This is a genomic window from Variovorax sp. P1_H2 (assembly GCF_056405295.1).
This window is the reverse complement of record NZ_JBFUCJ010000001.1, coordinates 145,632-163,372: the sequence shown is the minus strand read 5'-3', so window position 1 is coordinate 163,372 and position 17,741 is coordinate 145,632. Positions and strand designations below refer to the sequence as shown.

Annotated in this window: 21 protein-coding genes and 1 pseudogene; 12 read left to right on the top strand and 10 right to left on the bottom strand. The window is 68.8% G+C overall.

The genetic code is table 11. From position 1 onward, the window contains the following. Positions 1 to 22 precede the first annotated feature (22 nt). The 9 genes from AC1D2E_RS00835 to nifB form a co-directional block, all read right to left on the bottom strand. Positions 23 to 1,177: a cysteine desulfurase family protein gene (locus AC1D2E_RS00835; RefSeq protein ID WP_478195624.1), complete on the bottom strand. Its 1,155-nt coding sequence runs from the start codon at positions 1,175 to 1,177 to the stop codon at positions 23 to 25. Between the two features lie 17 nt (positions 1,178 to 1,194). Next, positions 1,195 to 1,575: a DUF3024 domain-containing protein gene (locus tag AC1D2E_RS00830; protein ID WP_478195623.1), complete on the bottom strand. Its 381-nt coding sequence runs from the start codon at positions 1,573 to 1,575 to the stop codon at positions 1,195 to 1,197. A 31-nt stretch (positions 1,576 to 1,606) separates the two neighbouring features. Continuing rightward, entirely contained in the window at positions 1,607 to 1,903 is a 297-nt protein-coding gene (locus AC1D2E_RS00825) for a nitrogen fixation protein NifZ (protein WP_478195622.1), read from the bottom strand. Further along, positions 1,900 to 2,265, bottom strand: coding sequence for a nitrogen fixation protein NifZ (locus AC1D2E_RS00820; RefSeq protein ID WP_478195621.1), 366 nt, complete (start codon positions 2,263 to 2,265; stop codon positions 1,900 to 1,902). Before AC1D2E_RS00820 ends, AC1D2E_RS00825 begins: the two co-directional genes overlap by 4 nt. Next, complete coding sequence (locus tag AC1D2E_RS00815; protein ID WP_478195620.1) at positions 2,258 to 3,079, bottom strand: 4Fe4S-binding leucine-rich repeat protein; 822 nt, start codon at positions 3,077 to 3,079, stop codon at positions 2,258 to 2,260. Before AC1D2E_RS00815 ends, AC1D2E_RS00820 begins: the two co-directional genes overlap by 8 nt. Beyond that, a complete protein-coding gene (locus AC1D2E_RS00810) occupies positions 3,076 to 3,648 on the bottom strand; it encodes a hypothetical protein (RefSeq protein WP_478195619.1) in 573 nt (190 codons plus the stop codon). The genes AC1D2E_RS00815 and AC1D2E_RS00810 overlap by 4 nt, the downstream gene beginning before the upstream one ends. A 16-nt stretch (positions 3,649 to 3,664) precedes the next feature. Beyond that, the gene (locus AC1D2E_RS00805; RefSeq protein WP_478195618.1) at positions 3,665 to 4,078 is read right to left on the bottom strand and encodes a HesB/IscA family protein; all 414 of its coding nucleotides are present in this window, start codon (positions 4,076 to 4,078) and stop codon (positions 3,665 to 3,667) included. Between the two features lie 64 nt (positions 4,079 to 4,142). Further along, complete coding sequence (locus AC1D2E_RS00800) at positions 4,143 to 4,337, bottom strand: 4Fe-4S binding protein (protein WP_478175526.1); 195 nt, start codon at positions 4,335 to 4,337, stop codon at positions 4,143 to 4,145. Between the two features lie 34 nt (positions 4,338 to 4,371). After that, positions 4,372 to 5,967, bottom strand: coding sequence for a nitrogenase cofactor biosynthesis protein NifB (nifB, locus tag AC1D2E_RS00795; protein WP_478195617.1), 1,596 nt, complete (start codon positions 5,965 to 5,967; stop codon positions 4,372 to 4,374). Positions 5,968 to 6,146: 179 nt separating this feature from the next. On the opposite strand from nifB, the pseudogene AC1D2E_RS00790 reads away from it, so the two are divergent. Further along, positions 6,147 to 6,254: pseudogene (locus AC1D2E_RS00790) on the top strand (cysteine synthase B); the annotation flags it as partial. Between the two features lie 7 nt (positions 6,255 to 6,261). Here the strand turns inward: AC1D2E_RS00790 and nifA are convergent. Beyond that, entirely contained in the window at positions 6,262 to 7,980 is a 1,719-nt protein-coding gene (nifA, locus tag AC1D2E_RS00785) for a nif-specific transcriptional activator NifA (protein ID WP_478195616.1), read from the bottom strand. Between the two features lie 317 nt (positions 7,981 to 8,297). On the opposite strand from nifA, the gene AC1D2E_RS00780 reads away from it, so the two are divergent. The 11 genes from AC1D2E_RS00780 to AC1D2E_RS00730 all read left to right on the top strand — a co-directional run bounded on the left by AC1D2E_RS00780 (position 8,298) and on the right by AC1D2E_RS00730 (position 17,723). Continuing rightward, positions 8,298 to 9,542 carry an IscS subfamily cysteine desulfurase gene (locus AC1D2E_RS00780; protein ID WP_478195615.1) on the top strand — a complete coding sequence of 415 codons (1,245 nt, stop codon included), beginning with the start codon at positions 8,298 to 8,300 and terminating at the stop codon, positions 9,540 to 9,542. Between the two features lie 53 nt (positions 9,543 to 9,595). Further along, positions 9,596 to 10,045, top strand: coding sequence for a Fe-S cluster assembly scaffold IscU (iscU, locus tag AC1D2E_RS00775; protein WP_478195614.1), 450 nt, complete (start codon positions 9,596 to 9,598; stop codon positions 10,043 to 10,045). A gap of 48 nt (positions 10,046 to 10,093) precedes the next feature. Continuing rightward, positions 10,094 to 10,471 (top strand): iron-sulfur cluster insertion protein ErpA, encoded by a 378-nt coding sequence (gene erpA / locus AC1D2E_RS00770; protein WP_478195613.1) that lies wholly within the window; start codon positions 10,094 to 10,096, stop codon positions 10,469 to 10,471. A gap of 13 nt (positions 10,472 to 10,484) precedes the next feature. Then, positions 10,485 to 10,808, top strand: coding sequence for an iron-sulfur cluster assembly protein IscA (gene iscA, locus AC1D2E_RS00765; RefSeq protein ID WP_478175520.1), 324 nt, complete (start codon positions 10,485 to 10,487; stop codon positions 10,806 to 10,808). An 18-nt stretch (positions 10,809 to 10,826) separates the two neighbouring features. Then, a complete protein-coding gene (gene hscA, locus AC1D2E_RS00760; RefSeq protein ID WP_478195612.1) occupies positions 10,827 to 12,701 on the top strand; it encodes a Fe-S protein assembly chaperone HscA in 1,875 nt (624 codons plus the stop codon). Positions 12,702 to 12,709: 8 nt separating this feature from the next. Further along, on the top strand, positions 12,710 to 13,045 hold the full coding sequence (locus AC1D2E_RS00755; protein ID WP_478175518.1) for a 2Fe-2S iron-sulfur cluster-binding protein: 336 nt from the start codon (positions 12,710 to 12,712) through the stop codon (positions 13,043 to 13,045). A gap of 417 nt (positions 13,046 to 13,462) precedes the next feature. Beyond that, on the top strand, positions 13,463 to 14,620 hold the full coding sequence (gene nifV, locus AC1D2E_RS00750) for a homocitrate synthase (RefSeq protein ID WP_478195611.1): 1,158 nt from the start codon (positions 13,463 to 13,465) through the stop codon (positions 14,618 to 14,620). Between the two features lie 29 nt (positions 14,621 to 14,649). Then, positions 14,650 to 15,420 (top strand): serine O-acetyltransferase, encoded by a 771-nt coding sequence (cysE, locus tag AC1D2E_RS00745; RefSeq protein ID WP_478195610.1) that lies wholly within the window; start codon positions 14,650 to 14,652, stop codon positions 15,418 to 15,420. Between the two features lie 6 nt (positions 15,421 to 15,426). Further along, on the top strand, positions 15,427 to 15,765 hold the full coding sequence (gene nifW, locus AC1D2E_RS00740; RefSeq protein ID WP_478195609.1) for a nitrogenase stabilizing/protective protein NifW: 339 nt from the start codon (positions 15,427 to 15,429) through the stop codon (positions 15,763 to 15,765). 12 nt (positions 15,766 to 15,777) lie between these two features. Beyond that, positions 15,778 to 16,626 carry an electron transfer flavoprotein subunit beta/FixA family protein gene (locus tag AC1D2E_RS00735; protein WP_478195608.1) on the top strand — a complete coding sequence of 283 codons (849 nt, stop codon included), beginning with the start codon at positions 15,778 to 15,780 and terminating at the stop codon, positions 16,624 to 16,626. Then, positions 16,623 to 17,723: an electron transfer flavoprotein subunit alpha/FixB family protein gene (locus tag AC1D2E_RS00730; protein WP_478195607.1), complete on the top strand. Its 1,101-nt coding sequence runs from the start codon at positions 16,623 to 16,625 to the stop codon at positions 17,721 to 17,723. Before AC1D2E_RS00735 ends, AC1D2E_RS00730 begins: the two co-directional genes overlap by 4 nt. Positions 17,724 to 17,741: the final 18 nt, after the last annotated feature.

Below are 17,741 nucleotides of genomic sequence, written 5' to 3'. Positions count from 1 at the left end.
GTCGGCTCCGGAGGGTGGGAATTCAGCAAGTGGTTTGCTCTTCGAGCAGCGGCGCCAGCAGGGCAGGCAATGCAGCCACCAGGCGATCCACGTCCTCCCTGGTGGTGGTTCGGCCCAGCGACAGGCGCACCGCGCCCCCTGCCTCGTCGGGCGGCACGCCCATGGCCGTCAATACGTGGGAGGGCGCGCTGCCGCCGGAGGAACACGCCGCACCCGAGGAGGCGGCAATGTCCAGGCGTTCGAGCCGGTTCAACGCCACCTCCGCCGACAGGTGGCCGAAGCGCAGGTAGCTGGTTCCGGGCAGGCGCGGTACCCCCTTCGACCAGATGTGCAGCGACGGCAGCGCGCTTGCCAGGCCGCCCTCCAGCGCGTCGCGCAGCGCGGCCTGGCGCGCGGCCTCTGCGGCCACTGCGGCGGCATCGCCGAGTTGCGACAGTGCGGCCGCCAGGCCGACGATGCCGGGCAGGTTCTCGGTGCCGCCGCGCCGGCCGCGCTCCTGGCTGCCCAGTGTCTGCGGCGCCAGCGACACGCCCTGGCGCAGCAGCAGCGCGCCGACGCCCTTGGGGCCCTGCAGCTTGTGCGCCGACAGCGACACCGCGTCGGCACCGAAGCGACCGAAGTCGAAGGGCAGCTTGCCGATGAACTGGGTGGCGTCCACATGCAGCAGCACCCCGGCGGCCTGGGCGAGCGCCGCCGTTTCGGCGACCGGCATCAACACGCCGGTTTCGTTGTTGGCCGCCATGAGAGACACCAGCGCGACGTCGGGGCCGATCAGCGCGGCGGCCGCGCCCAGGTCGAGCGTGCCGTCGGCCTGGACTGGAATGAAATCCACCGGCACACCGCTCTCGCGCAATGCACGCGCCAGTCGAAGATGGCCGGCATGCTCGACGCTGCTGAACACGACACGCCGGCGCCCCGGCGCCGCCGCGGCCAGCAGGCCGCGTACCGCCAGATGGTTCGACTCCGTGGCGCCGCTGGTGAAGAGCACCTCGGCCGGCTTGCAGCCCAGCGCCCGCGCCACGCCGCTGCGCGCGGCGCCCAGCGCGCGTTTCGCGCCCTGCCCCGGGCCATGCTGCGACGATGCGTTGGCCCACAGGCCGGAGAACACCGGCAGCATGGCCTCGATCACCGCCTGCGCAGGCGGCGTGGTGGCGTTGTGGTCGAAGTAGACGGTCATGGGTCGCCCGCGCGTGCTCAGGGCCAGTAGACACGGCGCGTGTCCACGCACAGCAGGTCCAGAATTTCGTCGAGGCGGTCGCTCTCGTCCTGCGGCACCCAGGCGCCATTCGCATGGTCGCGAGCGAACAGGCGCCAGCTCTGCACCATGCGGCCGGACTGGCTGAGCGAGACGCGGGTCGGGCCGGGCACCAGCAGTGCAATGTCGATCACGCCGCCTGCCGGGTCCACGTTGCGCGAGCAGCAGGGGCTTTCGATCCGGAAGGCCTCGCCTTCTCGCAGGACGCGCGGCCGCACGTAGCGGTAGCGCACGCGCTGGTTCAGCGCGCGCTCCAGCCGGTGCTGCATGAAGTCCAGCACCCATCCGTTGGCTGGAGCCAGGCTGGCGGCGGTGCTCATAAGGCGACCTCCGTTCTGCGCACTGCGGTGCTCATGACCCGATCTCCTGCGTCTCGGGCAGCAGGCCGGGCGGCGCCGGGGCGATCTCTTCCTCCAGGCAGCCGATGACGCAGCCGTCGAACTCCACCAGGTAGACCGGCTCGTTCTGCTCGGTCGCGTGGCCCACGTTGACGATCTCGCCGACCGCACCGCGACCGGCCAGCAGGGCGTCGGCCGGCCGCTCGGGATAGCTGCCGTCGTTGACCAGATCGTCGAGCGCCACCACCCGCTGGCCCCAGGCATAGAGCGCGGCGCGTGGCTCGGGGGACAACATGGCAAGGCTGTTCATGACGGGTTCTCCAGGTTCGGGCGACTCGATCCGAGCGTGCGCAGCGCGGGCACTCTTTCACCCAGCTTCTCCAGCACGTCCTCGGGCAAGTTGTCCAGCGTGCACAGTTCCTTGGCGCGCATGCCCACACGATGGCCGGTGTCGACGAAATCCACCGCGTAGATGTAGAACTGCTGCAGGAAGGTGTTGATGTTGGTGACGTAGCCGATCTCGCCCTTGTTCACCAGCACTTCGCCGATGTCCTTGCCGTTGTAGGTGCCGTCGTTGCGGATCACCGAACGCGCGATCACCCGCTCGCCGTAGTGGAAGCGCGGCGGGAAGGCGACCTCGATCACGTCGTCGTCGCGGTTGATGTCAGCCATGGGCCGCTCCCGCAAGGGCCTGGCCGCGTTCGCGCACCGCGCGGCGCACTTCGGGGTCTGGATCGCCGCGCAACGCGCCCAGCACGGCCGCATCGGCGCGCTGCGCGACCTCCCAGCGCACGCGCCAGTCTTCGTCCGCGGCCATGCGCGAGAGCAGCCCCGCCGGCAGCCGCTCGGCCACGATGCGCCGCACCTCGGGTTCGCGATCGGTGGCGAGCTTGAGCAGCGCGGGCATCTCCAGCCGCTGAGCGACGCGCGCACGCACCGTGCGGTCGGGATCGCCCGCCAGGGTCGGCAGCAGCGCCAGCGGAAGGCGGCGCGCGACCCACTCGCGCACGCCGTAGTCCGTGTCGCTGCGCATCGCGGCGAGCAACGCCGGCCCGACGCGCTGGGCAACGCGAATGCGCACCTCGCGGTGCGGATCCGCGGCCAATGCAACCAGTTGCGTCGACGGCAGGCGCAGCGCGATCTGCAGGCGCACCGTCTCGTCGGGATCGTGGATCAGCGCAGTGAGCCGGAACACGCTGGCATGGCGTGCGGCGATCGCGCGCACCTCGAAGTACGGATGGGCCAGATGGACATTGCCCTGCTCGGGATGCCAGCGGAAAAATCGGTCGATGCGGCGCGCGTAGGCATCCTGCATGCAGGCATGGCCCGGCTCGCAGCCCTGCTCGCCGGGCAGCAGGCGCAGGCCGGCATGCTCGCAGGCGACACAGTCCACCGCGCCGCCCCGCCAGTGCTGCGACGGAATGTCGCCGGCCGGCGCCCGGCTGGCGGCACGCGCGGGTGCGGCGGTCGCGATGGCTGCATTCATCGCCCGGCCTCGCTCCATCCACGCGCCGGGTGCGCGGGCCGCGATTCGCCCATTTCGGGGTCCTCGCCCTCCTCGTGGCGCGCCAGCACATGCAGCAGCAAGGCGCCACCCACGTGGTCCTTCGGATCGAGCCGGCGCAGTTCGCCGAGCATCAGGCGCGCCTCCTCGAACGCGCCCAGGCGCAGATTCAGGTACGCCAACCCCTTCAGCGTGAAGAGGTAAAAGCGCACCGCCGCATCGTGCCGCGCCGCGTCGTCGCTCGGCGGCTCATCGCCGAAATCCGGGCCGAGCGCCGCGCGCGCGACGGCCAGCGCAGCTTCGCCGACGGCACGCGCCTCGGCCAGGCGATGGCCGTAGAAGTGGAAGCGGTACAGCGCGATCAGCGGCACGGCGTGGCGCGGCGCGGCGGCGCGGGCCTGCACGAGCAGCGCGAGCGCCTCTTCGGGAAGATGCCGCAGCAGCCCGGCGCGGGCAATCAGCGCATCGGCCTGCGGACTCAGCCCGCCGCCGATCGCGCCGTCGGCAAAGGCCGCCGCCGCGTCGTCGAAACCGAGGCTGGCTGCTTCCATGGCCGATGTCCCGCGCTCAGGAGGCGAGCGTCGGCACCGCGGGGCGGCCGCCGCGCCCGATGGCGCTGACCTCGATCGTCGCCAAGCCGGGCGGCGGCGCGGCGTCGGCGCTGCTGCTGCAGCCGCAGGCCGCCTGGTTCGGATTGACGAAGCTCAGGCCCGACTTGGTGGGCGTATCGGCGAAGTCCATCGTGCAGCCGTCGAGCATCAGCCGGCTTTCGGCCGGCAGGAAGATGCGCAGTCCGTTGAACTCCAGCGTTTCATCGCCCGGCTGCGGCGCGGCTTGCGCGCTGAACTCCGAGTTGTAGCCCGAGCAGCCGCCGGCGCTCACGGTCAGGTGGAAACCCGCGCCGTCGGGAAGGCCGGAATAGCGCACGATGCGGCGCATGAATTTCTCGGCGGCGGGGGTGATGGTCAGCTTGGGCAGCATGGCGAATCGTCTCCAGGGGTCACAAGGAATGGGGGAAGCAAATGCGCGAAGACCCGGGTGGTTCTCATGCCGCAACGATGCAGCCGTCGACCGGGCACACGGCGACGCATTGCGGGTCGTCGAAGTGGCCTTCGCACTCGGTGCACTTGGCCGGGTCGATGATGAAGACGCCGTTCTTCTCGCGGATGGCGACGTTGGGGCATTCCGGCTCGCAGGCAGAGCAGCCGGTGCAGGTGGACGCGATGATCTTGAGTGACATGTGGCTCTCCTGAGGGGGGATGGCTGGAAGGATTTCAGGCCGCTTCGGCAAGACCCGTGAAGGCGCCCTGACGGATCTGCGCGTCGCCGCGGTCCTGGTGCACGACGGCGCCGCTGGCGATGCGGCCGCGGTAGTCGTTGAACCAGGCCAGGGCCGCCTTCTCGATGAACTCGCCGACGTACTGGTCGACCGGCTCGATGCCGGCCTGGGCCAGTTCGTCCTTCGGGCAGGCGCCGATCTTGGCGACCAGCACGGCGTGGCAGTCGTTGATGGCGCGCACCACCGACGGCAACTGCTCGTCGTCGCCGAAGCCGCCCTGGCAATAGAGGTCGACGCGGCGATGGCCCACGAACAGCGCTTCGCCCGCAGAAACCTCGAAGATCTGGAACTCGGTGACGTGGCCGAAGTGCTCGTTCACGCGGCCGCCGCCCTTGGTCGCGACGGCGACCAGCACCTTCAGGTCGTCGGCCACGTCGATGGCTGCCGCTTCGGCCAGCGCCTCGCGCTTGGCGGCGAACTGCGCCTGGCGTTCGACCTCGACCTTGTCCTGGTAGGCGCGGCGACGGTCGAGGTCGTAGACCACTTCCATCTCTTCGATCTTGTCGAGCGTGAACTCCTCGCTGCGGTCCTCGCCCAGCAGGCCGACCGCGTCGGCGCGGCACTGGCGGCAGTGGCGCATCAGGTTGGCGCCGCCCATGCAGGCGTCCTGCACGGCCTTGAGTTCCTGCGCGCTCGGGCCGCGCTGGCCGGTCAGCCCGAAGTGCGTGCCGTGCTCGGCCTCCGAGATGAGCGGCATGATGTTGTGCAGGAAGGCGCCGCGCTTCTTCACCTCGCGGTTGACCTCGATCAGGTGCTCGTCGTTGATGCCGGGGATCAGCACCGAGTTGATCTTGGTCAGCACGCCGCGCGCGGTGAGCATCTCGAGGCCCAGCATCTGCCGCTCGTGCAGGATGCGTGCGGCCTCGACGCCGGTCACGCGCTTGTGCTCCCAGAAGATCCACGGATAGATCTTGGCGCCGACCACCGGGTCGACCATGTTGATGGTGATCGTGACGTGGTCGATGTTGTATTTGCAGATCTCGTCGACCAGGTCGGGCAGCGCCAGGCCGTTGGTCGACAGGCACAGCTTGATGTCGGGTGCCTGCTCCTGCAGCATCCGGAAGGTCTCGAAGGTCTTCTTCGGACTCGCGAGCGAGTCGCCGGGGCCGGCGATGCCCAGCACCGTCATCTGCGGAATCTCGCTGGCCACCGCGACGACCTTCTTCACGGCCTGTTCCGGCGTAAGCTTCTGCGACACGACGCCGGGGCGCGACTCGTTGCTGCAGTCGTACTTGCGGTTGCAGTAGTTGCACTGGATGTTGCAGGCCGGCGCGACCGCCACGTGCATGCGCGCATAGTGGTGATGCGCTTCCTCGGAATAGCAGGGATGGTTCTTCACCTTGTCCCAGATCTCCTGCGGCATGTCGTCGGGCCCGCCGGAGCTGCCGCAACTGGCCTTGCCTTCGCCGCCGGAGGTGCCGCAGCCGCCTCCGGTTTCAGGCAGCGCGATCGCGGCGCCGAGGGGTTTGATCTGGCCGATGCCGACATAGGTCATGGCTGGCATGGAACCGGCGTGCGTACTGGCTTGCATGGTGACCTTTTCTCGCGACCGACGGTGGCCGCATGAGGGTCTTAAAGCCAAATTCATGCCATGCAAAAAGTCCTTTCAAATCAATGGTCTGAACGATTTGTCGGGTGTGTCGTACACGACAGCTCCCACAATTGCGCCAGGCACTGTCAGTGATGCGACAAAGGCCACACTGCACGCCCGGCGCCTGCTGGCTCGCGCTGCGGATCAGCGAGCAGGTGCAAAACGCCACCATCGTGTTCGTGGCGTGCGACCGCGGCGACCGCTATCTGTCGACGGGCGTGTTTCCGCGGTCGCTCAGAACTTGCGCACCTCGATCTCGTGCTTGCGCAGCGCGTAGCCCATCTGGCGCGGCGAGATCTTCAGCAGCCGCGCGGCCTTGGCCTGGACCCAGCCGGAATGCTCCATCGCCCAGATCAGGCGTTCGTGCTCGCCTTCGGGTTTGCCATCGTCGGCCGGCTGGGCCGCTGGCTTGGGCGGGATGCCCTGCGCGGCGCCGGCTTCGCCATCGGAGGCGGCGGATACCGGCACCGGCTCGGCCGCCCCCGGTGTCGCGACGTCGGCGCCGGAACGCGGCGGCGCCATCGGCACTTCGGTGACGGGAATATCGGCCAGGCGGCTGGGCCGCACGGCGTCTTCCCGATCGATGTGATGCAGCACCTGGGTCAGGCAGCGGTTTCCCTGGCACGGAAAGGCGAGGTCGGTGATGATTTCGCCGTGCGACATGGTGGCCGTGCGCTCCACGCAGTTCTCGAGTTCGCGCACGTTGCCCGGCCAGTAGCAGCTGGTCAGCACGCGCATCGCCGCCGCGTCGAATCGGGTGTTGCGCGAGTTCTCGCGATTGAAGCGCTCCAGAAAATGCTGCGCCATGGCCGGAATATCCCCGCGCCGTTCGCGCAGCGGCGGCAACTGGATGCTGACCACATTGATGCGGTAGTACAGGTCGGCGCGAAACTCGCCGGCCTGCACCATGCGCTCGAGATTCCGGTTGGTGGCGAGAATCAGCCGGACGTCGACCTTCACCGCCGCATTGCCGCCCACGCGCTCGAATTCGCGCTCCTGCAGCACGCGCAGCAGCTTGGCCTGGAACGAAGCCGAAATATCGCCGATCTCATCGAGAAACAGGGTCCCGCCGTGCGCCATCTCGAAGCGCCCCTTGCGCTGGCCCTGGGCGCCGGTGAAAGCGCCCTTCTCGTGGCCGAACAGCTCGCTCTCCAGCAGCGACTCGGTGAGCGCCGCGCAGTTGACGCGCACGAAGGCTTCGCGCCTGCGCGGAGAGAGGTTGTGGATGGCTCGCGCGATCACCTCCTTGCCGGTGCCGCTTTCGCCGCGCAGCAGCACGGTGGTGCGCGCCGGCGCGACCTGGTGGACCTGCTCGAACACTTCCTGCATCGGCGCCGAGACGCCCACCACCTGGTCGAGCTGGCGGCCGGGCTTGAGCACCTTGTGCATGCGGCGCACCTCGTCCTGCATGGCGTCGTGCGCGGCACTGACACTGCGATGCAGCAGCAACGCCTGGCCCATCAGCGTGGCCACCATCTTGAGCAGCTGCAGCTCATCCGCGAAGACGCGCCGCTCGCCGGGATTGAGACAATCGATGGCGAGAACGCCCACGGTGCGGCGGTCCGCGCGAATAGGCATGCCGAGCATCGCGACGGTGGCACCCGGCATCTGGTCGGCGCCCCCTGTGCGGTTGAGGAACAGGGGTTCGGCGCACACGTCGGGCACCATGGCCGGCATGCCGCTCGCGTAGACGCGGCCCACGATGCCTTCGCCGGGCGCGAAGCGCAGACGTCCCTGCTCCTCGCGCGAGAGGCCGACCGCACAGAGGCCGTGCAGCTTGCCATCGGGCTCGGCAAGCACGACAAAGGCGCGGCGCCAGTCGAAGGCGTGCAGCAGATAGTTCAAGGCTTCGCGGAAGGTCTTGGCGACATCCAGCGAAGTGGCCAGCGTCTTGCTGACCTCGTAGACCGCATCGAGCTCGCGTCGAGCTTCAATCGCTTGCATCTTCATCATGGGAGTCCCGTTCTCGTGCGACACCGGACCTGTTGCATCGAGCCAGGAAACGCACCAGGAACGGACGCCCTGACAACGCAACAACCTTGGCCGCGTCTCACGCAAGAAACATACCCAGCGGCATCGCACACCCCTCGCGCCGAGCGTCCGTGAAACACACATTTACGACAAACGAGACATGTGCGCTTCGACCGGCCGCGCGGACCGCGCACAAAGCCAACAAACAGTCCTCCGAAACACCTGCTTCAGAGGAAAAAACGCATGGCATCGAAGTTGCGAAACAGGCTGCGTCCTCCCTCACATTCCAGGAGCCCGCCATGCCGGAACCCGTTCGCGACGAAGCCGCTTCCCGCACCGCCCGCCCGGTGTATCTCGACTACGCGGCCACCACGCCGGTCGACCGCCGCGTGGCGAGCCGGATGATTCCTTACCTGACCGAGCTGTACGGGAATCCGGCGAGCCGCTCGCATGCCTACGGCTGGGCCGCGGAAGAGGCCGTGGAGCTGGCGCGCGAGCAGGTCTGCGCCCTGGTCAATGCCGATCCGCGCGAGATCGTCTGGACCTCCGGTGCCACCGAATCGAACAACCTCGCCATCAAGGGCGTGGCGCATTTCCATCGCGCCAAGGGCCGCCACCTGGTGACGGTCGCGACGGAACACAAGGCGGTGCTCGACAGCATGCGCGAACTGGAGCGCGAGGGCTATGAAGTGACGGTACTGGCGGTGCTGCCGAGCGGACTGCTCGACCTCGCCGCCTTCGAGGCCGCGCTGCGGCCGGACACCACGCTGGCCTCGGTGATGTTCGTCAACAACGAGACCGGCGTCATCCAGGACATCGCGGCGCTCGGCGCGATCTGCCGGGCCAAGGGCGTGTTCTTCCATGTGGACGCGGCGCAAGCGGCCGGCAAGGTGCCGATCGACCTGGAGCAGCTGCCGGTGGACCTGATGTCGCTGTCGGCCCACAAGATCTACGGCCCCAAGGGCATCGGCGCGCTCTACGTGCGGCGGCGCCCGCGCGTGCGCATCGACGCGCAGATGCACGGCGGCGGGCACGAGCGCGGCATGCGTTCGGGCACGCTGCCCACGCACCAGATCGTCGGCATGGGCGCCGCCTTCTGGCTGGCCCGCGAAAACATGGAGGCCGACAACATGCGCATCCGCGCGCTGCGCGACAGGCTCTGGAACGGCCTCTCGAAGATGGACTGCGTGGCGCTCAACGGCGACCTCGAGCAGCGTGCGGCGCAGTACCTGAACGTGAGCTTCAACTACGTCGAGGGCGAATCGCTCTTGATGGGGATCAAGAACGTCGCGGTTTCTTCCGGCTCGGCCTGCACCTCGGCCAGCCTGGAGCCCAGCTACGTGCTGCGCGCCATGGGGCGCAGCGACGAACTCGCGCACAGCTCGGTGCGCTTTTCGATCGGCCGCTTCACCACCGAGGCGGAGATCGACTTCACGATCGCCCAGGTGACCGATGTGGTGGCGCGCCTGCGCGCCATGAGCCCGTTGTGGGACATGGTGCAAGCCGGTGTCGACCTCGACGCGATCCAGTGGGCCGAGCACTGAACGCCCGCCGGTTCCAACGTCCTTCACCACCCCTCGATCCACGGAGAAAGCCCATGGCATACAGCGACAAGGTCATCGACCACTACGACAACCCACGCAACGTCGGCGCCTTCGAGAGCGACGAGCAGAACATCGGCACGGGCATGGTCGGCGCGCCGGCCTGCGGCGACGTGATGCGGCTGCAGATCCGCGTCAACGCCCAGGGCGTGATCGAGGACGCCAGGTTCAAGACCTATGGCTGCGGCTCCGCGATCGCCTCCAGCTCGCTGGTCACCGAATGGGTGCGCGGCCGCACCTTGGACGAGGCGCTGGCCATCAAGAACTCGCAGATCGCGGAGGAACTGGCGCTGCCGCCCGTGAAGATCCATTGCTCGATCCTGGCCGAGGACGCGATCAAGGCGGCCGTCGCCGACTTTCGCGCCCGCCATGCGGTCCAGGGCGCGGCCGCCGTCGACCCGCCTTTGCTCATCGAGCAGCCGGTCTGCGACTCCGGCGGCCGCTGAGCCGCCGATCACACCACGTCCCCCCAGCCCAGAAAGAAGGTAACCAAGATGGAAGCAGCCCAGACCATTGCCACCGCCGCCGCGCCCGGGTACATGCCCGGCATGCTGGAGTTCACCGCCCGGGCCGCCGCCAAGGTGGCCGCGCTGATCGAGGAAGAGGGCAACCCCGCGCTCAAGCTGCGCCTGTACGTCACCGGCGGCGGCTGCTCCGGCTTCCAGTACGGCTTCGCCTTCGACGACCAACTGGCCGAGGACGACATGAAGATCGTCACGGAAGGGGTGACGCTGGTGGTCGACGCGATGAGCCAGCAGTACCTGCTGGGCGCCCGCGTCGACTACGAGGACGGGCTCGAAGGCTCGCGCTTCGTGATCCACAACCCCAACGCGCAAACGACCTGCGGTTGCGGCAGCTCCTTCTCGGTCTGAAGGGATTCATGCCATGAGTGTCTCCCTCACGTCCGCCGCCGCCCGTCACGTCGAGAAGTCCCTGGCCAAGCGCGGCAGCGGCATCGGCCTGCGCCTGGCCGTCAAGACCAGCGGCTGCTCCGGCTTCGCCTACGCGCTCGAGTTCGTCGATGCGGTCAATGCGGAAGACCGGTGCTTCGAGACCTTCGGCGTGAAGGTCATCGTCGATCCGCGCAGCCTCGGCATGCTCGACGGCACCGAACTCGACTTCGTCCGCGAAGGCTTGAACGAAGGCTTCAAGTTCAACAATCCGAACGCCCGCGCCAACTGCGGGTGCGGCGAGAGCTTCGCTGTCTGAGCGAAACGGCACGGTCCCATGGCACTCCTCCAGATCGCCGAACCCGGCCAGAGCGCCGCGCCGCACCAGCACCGGCTGGCGGCCGGCATCGACCTGGGCACCACCAACTCGCTGGTCGCCAGCGTGCAGAGCGCGGTGGCGCACGCGCTGCCGGATGCGCAAGGCGCGCTGCTGCTGCCCTCCGTCGTGCGCTATCTTGCGAACGGCAGCACCGTGGTGGGCTGCGAAGCGCAGGCGAGCCAGGTGCACGACCCGCAGAACACCGTCGTGTCGGTCAAGCGCTTCATGGGCCGGCGCCTGGCGGACCTGAGCGAGGCGGCCGGCCTGCCCTATCGTTTCGTGGACGGCCCCGGCATGGTCGGACTCGCGACCGTGGCGGGCGAACGCTCGCCGATCCAGGTGTCGGCCGAGATCCTTGCCGCGTTGCGCGATCGCGCCGAAGCCTCGCTCGGCGGCGCGTTGTCGGGCGTGGTGATCACCGTGCCGGCCTACTTCGACGACGCCCAGCGCCAGGCCACCAAGGACGCGGCGCGGCTCGCGGGCCTGACGGTGCTGCGCCTGCTCAACGAGCCCACCGCGGCCGCCATCGCCTACGGCCTGGACAAGGCGGCCGAGGGCACCTTCGCCATCTACGACCTGGGCGGAGGCACCTTCGACATCTCGATCCTCAACCTCACGAAGGGCGTGTTCGAGGTGCTCGCCACCGGCGGCGATTCGGCCCTCGGCGGCGACGACTTCGACCACGCCATCGCCCAGTGGTTCTGCGCGCTGCACGGCCTTCAGGGAATGGCCGTGCTGGCCCCCGGCGCGCAACGCCGCCTGCTGTCGGCGGCCCGGGCCGCGAAGGAAGCGCTGTCGCAGAGCGCTTCGGCCAAGCTGCACCTGGCACTCGACGAAGGGCTGGCACTCGATGCGACGCTGACGCACGCGGAGTTCGCGGAACTCGGCGCGCCCCTGGTCGCCCGCACCATGGCCGCCACGCGGCGCGCGCTGCGCGACGCCCGGGTGGCACCCGCCGACGTCACCGGCGTCGTGCTGGTCGGCGGCTCGACGCGCATGCACATCGCGCGCACCGCGGTGCGCGACTTCTTCGGTGCCGAGCCGCTGGCCGACATCGATCCCGACCAGGTCGTTGCGCTGGGCGCCGCGATGCAGGCGGACGTGCTGGCCGGCAACGGCACCGGCGACGGCTGGCTGCTGCTCGACGTGTGCCCCTTGTCGCTCGGCATCGAGACCATGGGCGGGCTGGTCGAGAAGATCATCCCGCGCAACTCGACGCTGCCGACCGCGCGCGCGCAGGAGTTCACCACCTTCAGGGACGGCCAGACCGCCATGTCGCTGCACGTGGTGCAGGGCGAGCGCGAAGCGGTGGCCGATTGCCGCTCGCTGGCGCGCTTCGAACTGCGCGGCATTCCGCCGGCCGTGGCTGGCGCCGCGCGCATCCGCGTGAGTTTCCAGATCGACGCGGACGGTCTGCTGTCCGTCACCGCACGCGAACAGACCAGCGGCGTCGAGGCGCACGTGGAAGTCAAGCCGTCGTACGGCCTGGGGGACACGGAGATCACCGCCATGCTGCAGGCCGCGGTCGGTGCATCGAAAGCCGACATGCTGCTGCGCACGCTGCGCGAGGCACAGGTCGACGCGCGGCGCCTGGTCGACGCCACCGAAGCCGCGATCGGCGAAGACGCCGACTTGCTGTCGCCGTCGGAACTGGCCGCGATACGCCACGCCATGTTCATGGTCGCCGACATGCTCGAGACCGAAGCCGCGGTGGAATCGCTGCAGTCCACGGTCCGCGTGCTGTCCGCGGCCACGGAAGAATTCGCCGCCCGGCGGATGAACGCTTCGATCCGGCGCGCGCTGGCCGGGCGCGCGCTCGACAGTCTCGCCTAGGTCTCGCCATGCCCCGTGTCCACGTGCTGCCCCATCCCGATCTCTGCCCCGACGGACGCGAGCTCGAAGCGCGCCGCGGCAGCTCGCTCTGCGAAAGCCTGCTCGCGTCGGGCGTGGCGCTCGAGCATGCGTGCGAGATGGTGGCGGCCTGCGCGACCTGCCATGTGCATGTGCGCGAAGGCGGCGCGTCGCTGGCGCCGCCCGACGATGAAGAGAGCGACCAGCTCGACAACGCCTGGGGCCTCGACGCCCAATCGCGCCTGGCCTGCTGCGTGAAGCTGCGCGACACCGACCTCACGATCGAGCTTCCGCGCCACACGCGCAATCACGCGCGCGAACACTAGGATGAAACACCCCCGAAGCGCCTGCGGCGCCCCGAGTCGCTGCCAGAGGCAGCGGCTCTTCGGTGCCGTCCAAGCCTGCGCGGGCAGGCTTGGAGCCGCGGACCTCAGCCCCTCGAGGGGGCGATACCAGCGGCCCGGCAAAGCCGGTTCCGCGGTATCCCTGGCATTTGGCTGCGCCGGTTTCATGCGTCGCGGGTCACGCGATCACGTGGTGAAGCACTGAGTCGACCTCGGGTCCGCTCGCGCCGAATGGCGCGCCTGTTCGAAACGACACATTCCCGACAGCGACCGAAGAGCGCCCGCGGAGCGCTTGCCCGATACCCGACAAACACGCCCGCCGCACAGGTCCTGGTCCACCGGAAAGCGACAAAAACAGTGGCACGCACTTTGCGATACCAAGGAAAAGGACACCCCACCATGTCACTCAGTCTCGCCATCAACGACACCACGCTGCGCGACGGCGAACAGACCGCCGGCGTGGCCTTCACCGTCGACGAGAAGTGCGCCATCGCCGGCGCACTGGCGCGTGCCGGCGTACGCGAGATGGAGATCGGCATTCCGGCGATGGGCGACGAGGAGATCGCCTGCATCAACGCCATCGCGTCGCTTCGTCTCGATGCGCAGCTCATGGTGTGGGGTCGCCTGACCGATGGCGATCTGGCGAGCGCGATGCGCTGCGACGCGGCCATCGTCCATCTCTCGATCCCGGTGTCGGACATCCATCTGCGCCACAAGCTGCGGCGATCGCGCGAATGGGTGCTGGCGCAGGTCACGCGGGTGATCGCGGCCGCGGCCGCGACCGGCCGCAAGGTGTCGCTGGGCGCGGAGGACGCGTCGCGCGCCAACACCGGCTTCCTGGCCGAGGTCGCCAGGCGCGCCGAGGACTGCGGCGCCAGCCGCGTGCGCTTTGCCGACACGCTGGGCGTCCTCGACCCCTTCTCCACCTACGAGGCCATCGCGCGGCTGCGCGACGCCGTCGACATGGAGATCGAGATGCACGCCCACAACGACCTCGGGCTCGCGACCGCCAACACGCTCGCCGCGCTGCGCGGTGGCGCCACCCATGCCAACACGACCGTCAACGGCCTGGGCGAGCGCGCCGGCAATGCCGCACTCGAAGAGGTGGTGATGGGCCTGCGCCATCTGCATCGCGCCGACTGCGGCGTCGACACGCAGGCGCTGGTCGGGATCTCGCATCTGGTGGCGCAGGCCTCCGGCCGCAGCGTGGCCTTCAACAAGAGCATCGTCGGCGAGGCCGTGTTCACGCACGAGTCGGGCATCCACATCGACGGCCTGCTCAAGAACCCGTCGACCTACGAGAGCTTCGATCCTTCGGAACTCGGCCGCGAGCGGCGGACGGTGCTTGGAAAGCATTCGGGTTCGCAGGCGGTGCGACAGGCCTACCACGCGCTGGGCTTCATGCTCGACGACGACGGACTGACGGGGCGGCTGCTCGCGCACATCCGCGACCACGCGATGCGCGTCAAGCACGCGCCGACCGCCGAAGACCTGCGGCGCTTTCTGCACGAGTCGCGCCCCGCCGCACCGGCGCGCATCGGCCGCCTGGCGGCATGAGGCCCGACGTGAACGCGAAGACCGGATCCATGCCCGCGCTGCCTGTCGGCACGCCGGGCGAACATGGGCCTTCGTGGTGGTCGCTGCTGCGCCAGGACGCGCGCTGCGTGCGCGAACGCGATCCGGCCGCGCGCAGCATGGTCGAGGTCTGGACGATCTATCCCGGGCTCCAGGCGGTTGCGCTGCACCGGCTGGCACACGCCGGCTGGCGCCGCGGCTGGCGCTACCTGCCGCGCTGGATCTCCTTCGTCGCACGCTGGCTGACGCAGATCGACATCCATCCCGGTGCCCGGATCGGCGCGCGCTTCTTCATCGACCACGGCACCGGTGTCGTGATCGGCGAAACGGCGGAAATCGGCAACGACGTCACGCTCTATCACGGGGTGACGCTGGGCGGCACGAGCTGGGCCGCCGGCAAGCGCCACCCGACGCTCGGCAGCCACGTCGTGGTCGGCGCCGGCGCCAAGATCCTGGGCCCCATCGCCGTCGGCGACCGCGCACGGATCGCAGCCAACTCCGTGGTCATCGACGCCGTTCCGGCCGATGCGACGGTGGTCGGCATACCCGGCCGCGTGGTGGCGCCGGTCCGGCGCACGACGCACGGCTTCGACCTCGACCATCACCTGATCCCCGACCCGGTCGGCAGGGCGATCGCCTGCCTGCTGGAACGCGTGGCGCAACTCGAACGGCTGCAACCCAGGACGCAGACGCCGGGTTCCGACGCCGCCTGCGGCCCCTGCGAGGACCGTTGCACCGAGCCCGGTTTCGAATCCCTTCTTCAAACCTCTACCGAGGAGTAAGTACCGATGGAAAACTTCCTTCAACAGCTCAAGGCGCTCTCGTCGGCCGAGGACTTCCTGCAGTTCTTCGCCGTCCCGTTCGACCCGAAGGTGGTCAACGTCAGCCGGCTGCACATCCTCAAGCGCTTCTTCCAGTACATCCGCCAGGAGACGAAGCTGACGCAGGCCGATGAACTGCAGATGTTCACCGTCTACCGCGGCCTGCTGGTCAAGGCGTACGGCGACTTCGTGAGATCCACGCCGGCACAGGAGAAGGTGTTCAAGGTGTTCCAGGACACCGACGGCAAGCAGCACGTGACGGTCGACCGCCTGAAGGCGTCGATGCCGATGCGCGCGGCGGCCTGAACGGAGAGCGTCATGCACATCGTCGTCTGCATCAAGCAGGTTCCGGATTCGGCGCAGATCCGCGTCCATCCGGTGACCAACACCATCATGCGCCAGGGCGTCCCGGCGATCGTGAATCCGTACGACCTGTTCTCGCTCGAGGAGGCGCTGCGGCTCAAGGACAAGTTCGGCGGCAAGGTCACGATGCTGTGCATGGGCCCGCCGCAGGCCGAAGACGCGCTGCGCAAGTGCATCAGCTACGGCGCCGACGATGCCGTGCTGGTGACCGACCGGGCCTTCGCCGGCGCCGACACGCTGGCCACCTCCTACGCGCTGGCCGCCGGCATCCGCCAGATCGCGAGCGAGCAGTCGGTGGACATCATCTTCACCGGCAAGCAAACGATCGACGGCGACACCGCGCAGGTCGGCCCCGGCATCGCCAAGCGCATGGGACTGCAGCTGCTGACCTATGTCTCGCGCATCGTCGAAACCGATCTGGTGAACCGCACCATCACCGTCGAGCGGCGCGCCGAAGGCGGCGTGCAGCTGCTCCGGACGGCCCTTCCCTGCCTCATCACGATGCTGGAGAACACCAACGAACTGCGCTTCGCGGGGCTGCCCGCCATGATCCACGCCGCCGGCCATCCGGTGCGCAAGTGGAACAAGGAGCAGGCCGGCATCGAGGACATCGCGAAGATCGGCCTGAAGGGCTCTCCCACGGTGGTGAGCAAGGTCTTCGGCCCGACGCCGCGCAGCGAGAAGGCCGAGATGCTCGATCTGGAGGTCTCGAATCTGCGCGACCTGTCGCTGAACCTGCTGCAGAAGGTCTTCACGCGCCATCCGACGCTGGAGTCCGAACTGCTGATGAAGGAGATGTCATGAGCGAAGCACCCGCCGCACCGGCCAAGCGCCCCGCCGGCCGCCGCAACGTCGAACTGTCCGAGCACCTGAAGGCCTACAAGGGCGTCTGGGTCTTCATCGAACACGAGCGCGGCCATGTGCACAGCGTCTCGTGGGAGCTGCTCGGCGAAGCGCGCAAGCTGGCCGACAAGCTGGGCAGCAGCGTCGGCGCGATCCTGCTCGGCGGCACCGACGAGCCGCTCGAGAAGTTCGCGCAGGAGGCCTTCGGCTTCGGCGCCGACAAGGCCTACATCGTTCACGACCCGGTCCTCGAGGGCTATCGCAACGAGCCTTTCACCAAGGGCCTGACGGACCTGGTGAACAAGTACCAGCCGGAGATCCTGCTGCTCGGCGCGACCTCGATGGGCCGGGATCTCGCAGGCTCGGTGGCGACCACGCTGCTCACCGGCCTGACGGCCGACTGCACCGAGCTCAACATCGACCCCAGTTCGCGCGCGCTGGCCGCGACGCGGCCGACCTTCGGCGGCTCGCTGCTGTGCACGATCATGACGCTGGCCTACCGGCCCCAGATGGCCACCGTGCGCCCGCGTGTCATGGCCACCCCGCCGGCCGACGCCAGCCGCAGCGGCGAGATCGTGCGGGACACGCTCGGCATGGTCGAGACGCAGATCGTCACCAAGCTGCTCGACTTCATCGCCGACGCCCACAGCAACAAGGTCAACCTGCCGTACGCCGACGTCATCGTGAGCGGCGGCAAGGGCATGAAGAGCCCGGAGAACTTCAAGCTGGTGTTCGAACTGGCGCGCGTGCTCGGCGGCGAGGTCGGCGCCACGCGGCCCTGCGTGCAGGCCGGATGGGTCGACGCGGACCGGCAGGTCGGCCAGACCGGCAAGACGGTGCGGCCCAAGCTGTACATCGCCGCCGGCATCTCGGGCGCAATCCAGCACCGCGTGGGCATGGAGGYGTCGGACGTGATCGTGGCGATCAACACCGACCCAAACGCGCCCATCTTCGACTTCGCGCACTACGGCATCGTCGGCAACGCGCTGCAAGTGCTGCCGGCGCTGACGCAGGCCTTTGCTGCGCATCTCTCGCAGAACGCGCGCCGCGCCGCCTGATCTCTCTCACGTCAAAAG

What these genes read in the sequence shown, in the direction of transcription:
- cysE (WP_478195610.1), top strand. Translation starts at nt 14,650, where the DNA reads ATGCCCGCGCTGCCTGTCGGCACGCCGGGCGAACATGGGCCTTCGTGG.
- AC1D2E_RS00825 (WP_478195622.1), bottom strand. Translation starts at nt 1,903, where the DNA reads ATGAACAGCCTTGCCATGTTGTCCCCCGAGCCACGCGCCGCGCTCTAT.
- nifW (WP_478195609.1), top strand. Translation starts at nt 15,427, where the DNA reads ATGGAAAACTTCCTTCAACAGCTCAAGGCGCTCTCGTCGGCCGAGGAC.
- AC1D2E_RS00820 (WP_478195621.1), bottom strand. Translation starts at nt 2,265, where the DNA reads ATGGCTGACATCAACCGCGACGACGACGTGATCGAGGTCGCCTTCCCG.
- AC1D2E_RS00835 (WP_478195624.1), bottom strand. Translation starts at nt 1,177, where the DNA reads ATGACCGTCTACTTCGACCACAACGCCACCACGCCGCCTGCGCAGGCG.
- iscA (WP_478175520.1), top strand. Translation starts at nt 10,485, where the DNA reads ATGAGTGTCTCCCTCACGTCCGCCGCCGCCCGTCACGTCGAGAAGTCC.
- AC1D2E_RS00815 (WP_478195620.1), bottom strand. Translation starts at nt 3,079, where the DNA reads ATGAATGCAGCCATCGCGACCGCCGCACCCGCGCGTGCCGCCAGCCGG.
- nifA (WP_478195616.1), bottom strand. Translation starts at nt 7,980, where the DNA reads ATGATGAAGATGCAAGCGATTGAAGCTCGACGCGAGCTCGATGCGGTC.
- AC1D2E_RS00805 (WP_478195618.1), bottom strand. Translation starts at nt 4,078, where the DNA reads ATGCTGCCCAAGCTGACCATCACCCCCGCCGCCGAGAAATTCATGCGC.
- nifV (WP_478195611.1), top strand. Translation starts at nt 13,463, where the DNA reads ATGTCACTCAGTCTCGCCATCAACGACACCACGCTGCGCGACGGCGAA.
- AC1D2E_RS00830 (WP_478195623.1), bottom strand. Translation starts at nt 1,575, where the DNA reads ATGAGCACCGCCGCCAGCCTGGCTCCAGCCAACGGATGGGTGCTGGAC.
- AC1D2E_RS00810 (WP_478195619.1), bottom strand. Translation starts at nt 3,648, where the DNA reads ATGGAAGCAGCCAGCCTCGGTTTCGACGACGCGGCGGCGGCCTTTGCC.
- nifB (WP_478195617.1), bottom strand. Translation starts at nt 5,967, where the DNA reads ATGCAAGCCAGTACGCACGCCGGTTCCATGCCAGCCATGACCTATGTC.
- erpA (WP_478195613.1), top strand. Translation starts at nt 10,094, where the DNA reads ATGGAAGCAGCCCAGACCATTGCCACCGCCGCCGCGCCCGGGTACATG.
- AC1D2E_RS00800 (WP_478175526.1), bottom strand. Translation starts at nt 4,337, where the DNA reads ATGTCACTCAAGATCATCGCGTCCACCTGCACCGGCTGCTCTGCCTGC.
- AC1D2E_RS00780 (WP_478195615.1), top strand. Translation starts at nt 8,298, where the DNA reads ATGCCGGAACCCGTTCGCGACGAAGCCGCTTCCCGCACCGCCCGCCCG.
- AC1D2E_RS00735 (WP_478195608.1), top strand. Translation starts at nt 15,778, where the DNA reads ATGCACATCGTCGTCTGCATCAAGCAGGTTCCGGATTCGGCGCAGATC.
- iscU (WP_478195614.1), top strand. Translation starts at nt 9,596, where the DNA reads ATGGCATACAGCGACAAGGTCATCGACCACTACGACAACCCACGCAAC.
- hscA (WP_478195612.1), top strand. Translation starts at nt 10,827, where the DNA reads ATGGCACTCCTCCAGATCGCCGAACCCGGCCAGAGCGCCGCGCCGCAC.
- AC1D2E_RS00755 (WP_478175518.1), top strand. Translation starts at nt 12,710, where the DNA reads ATGCCCCGTGTCCACGTGCTGCCCCATCCCGATCTCTGCCCCGACGGA.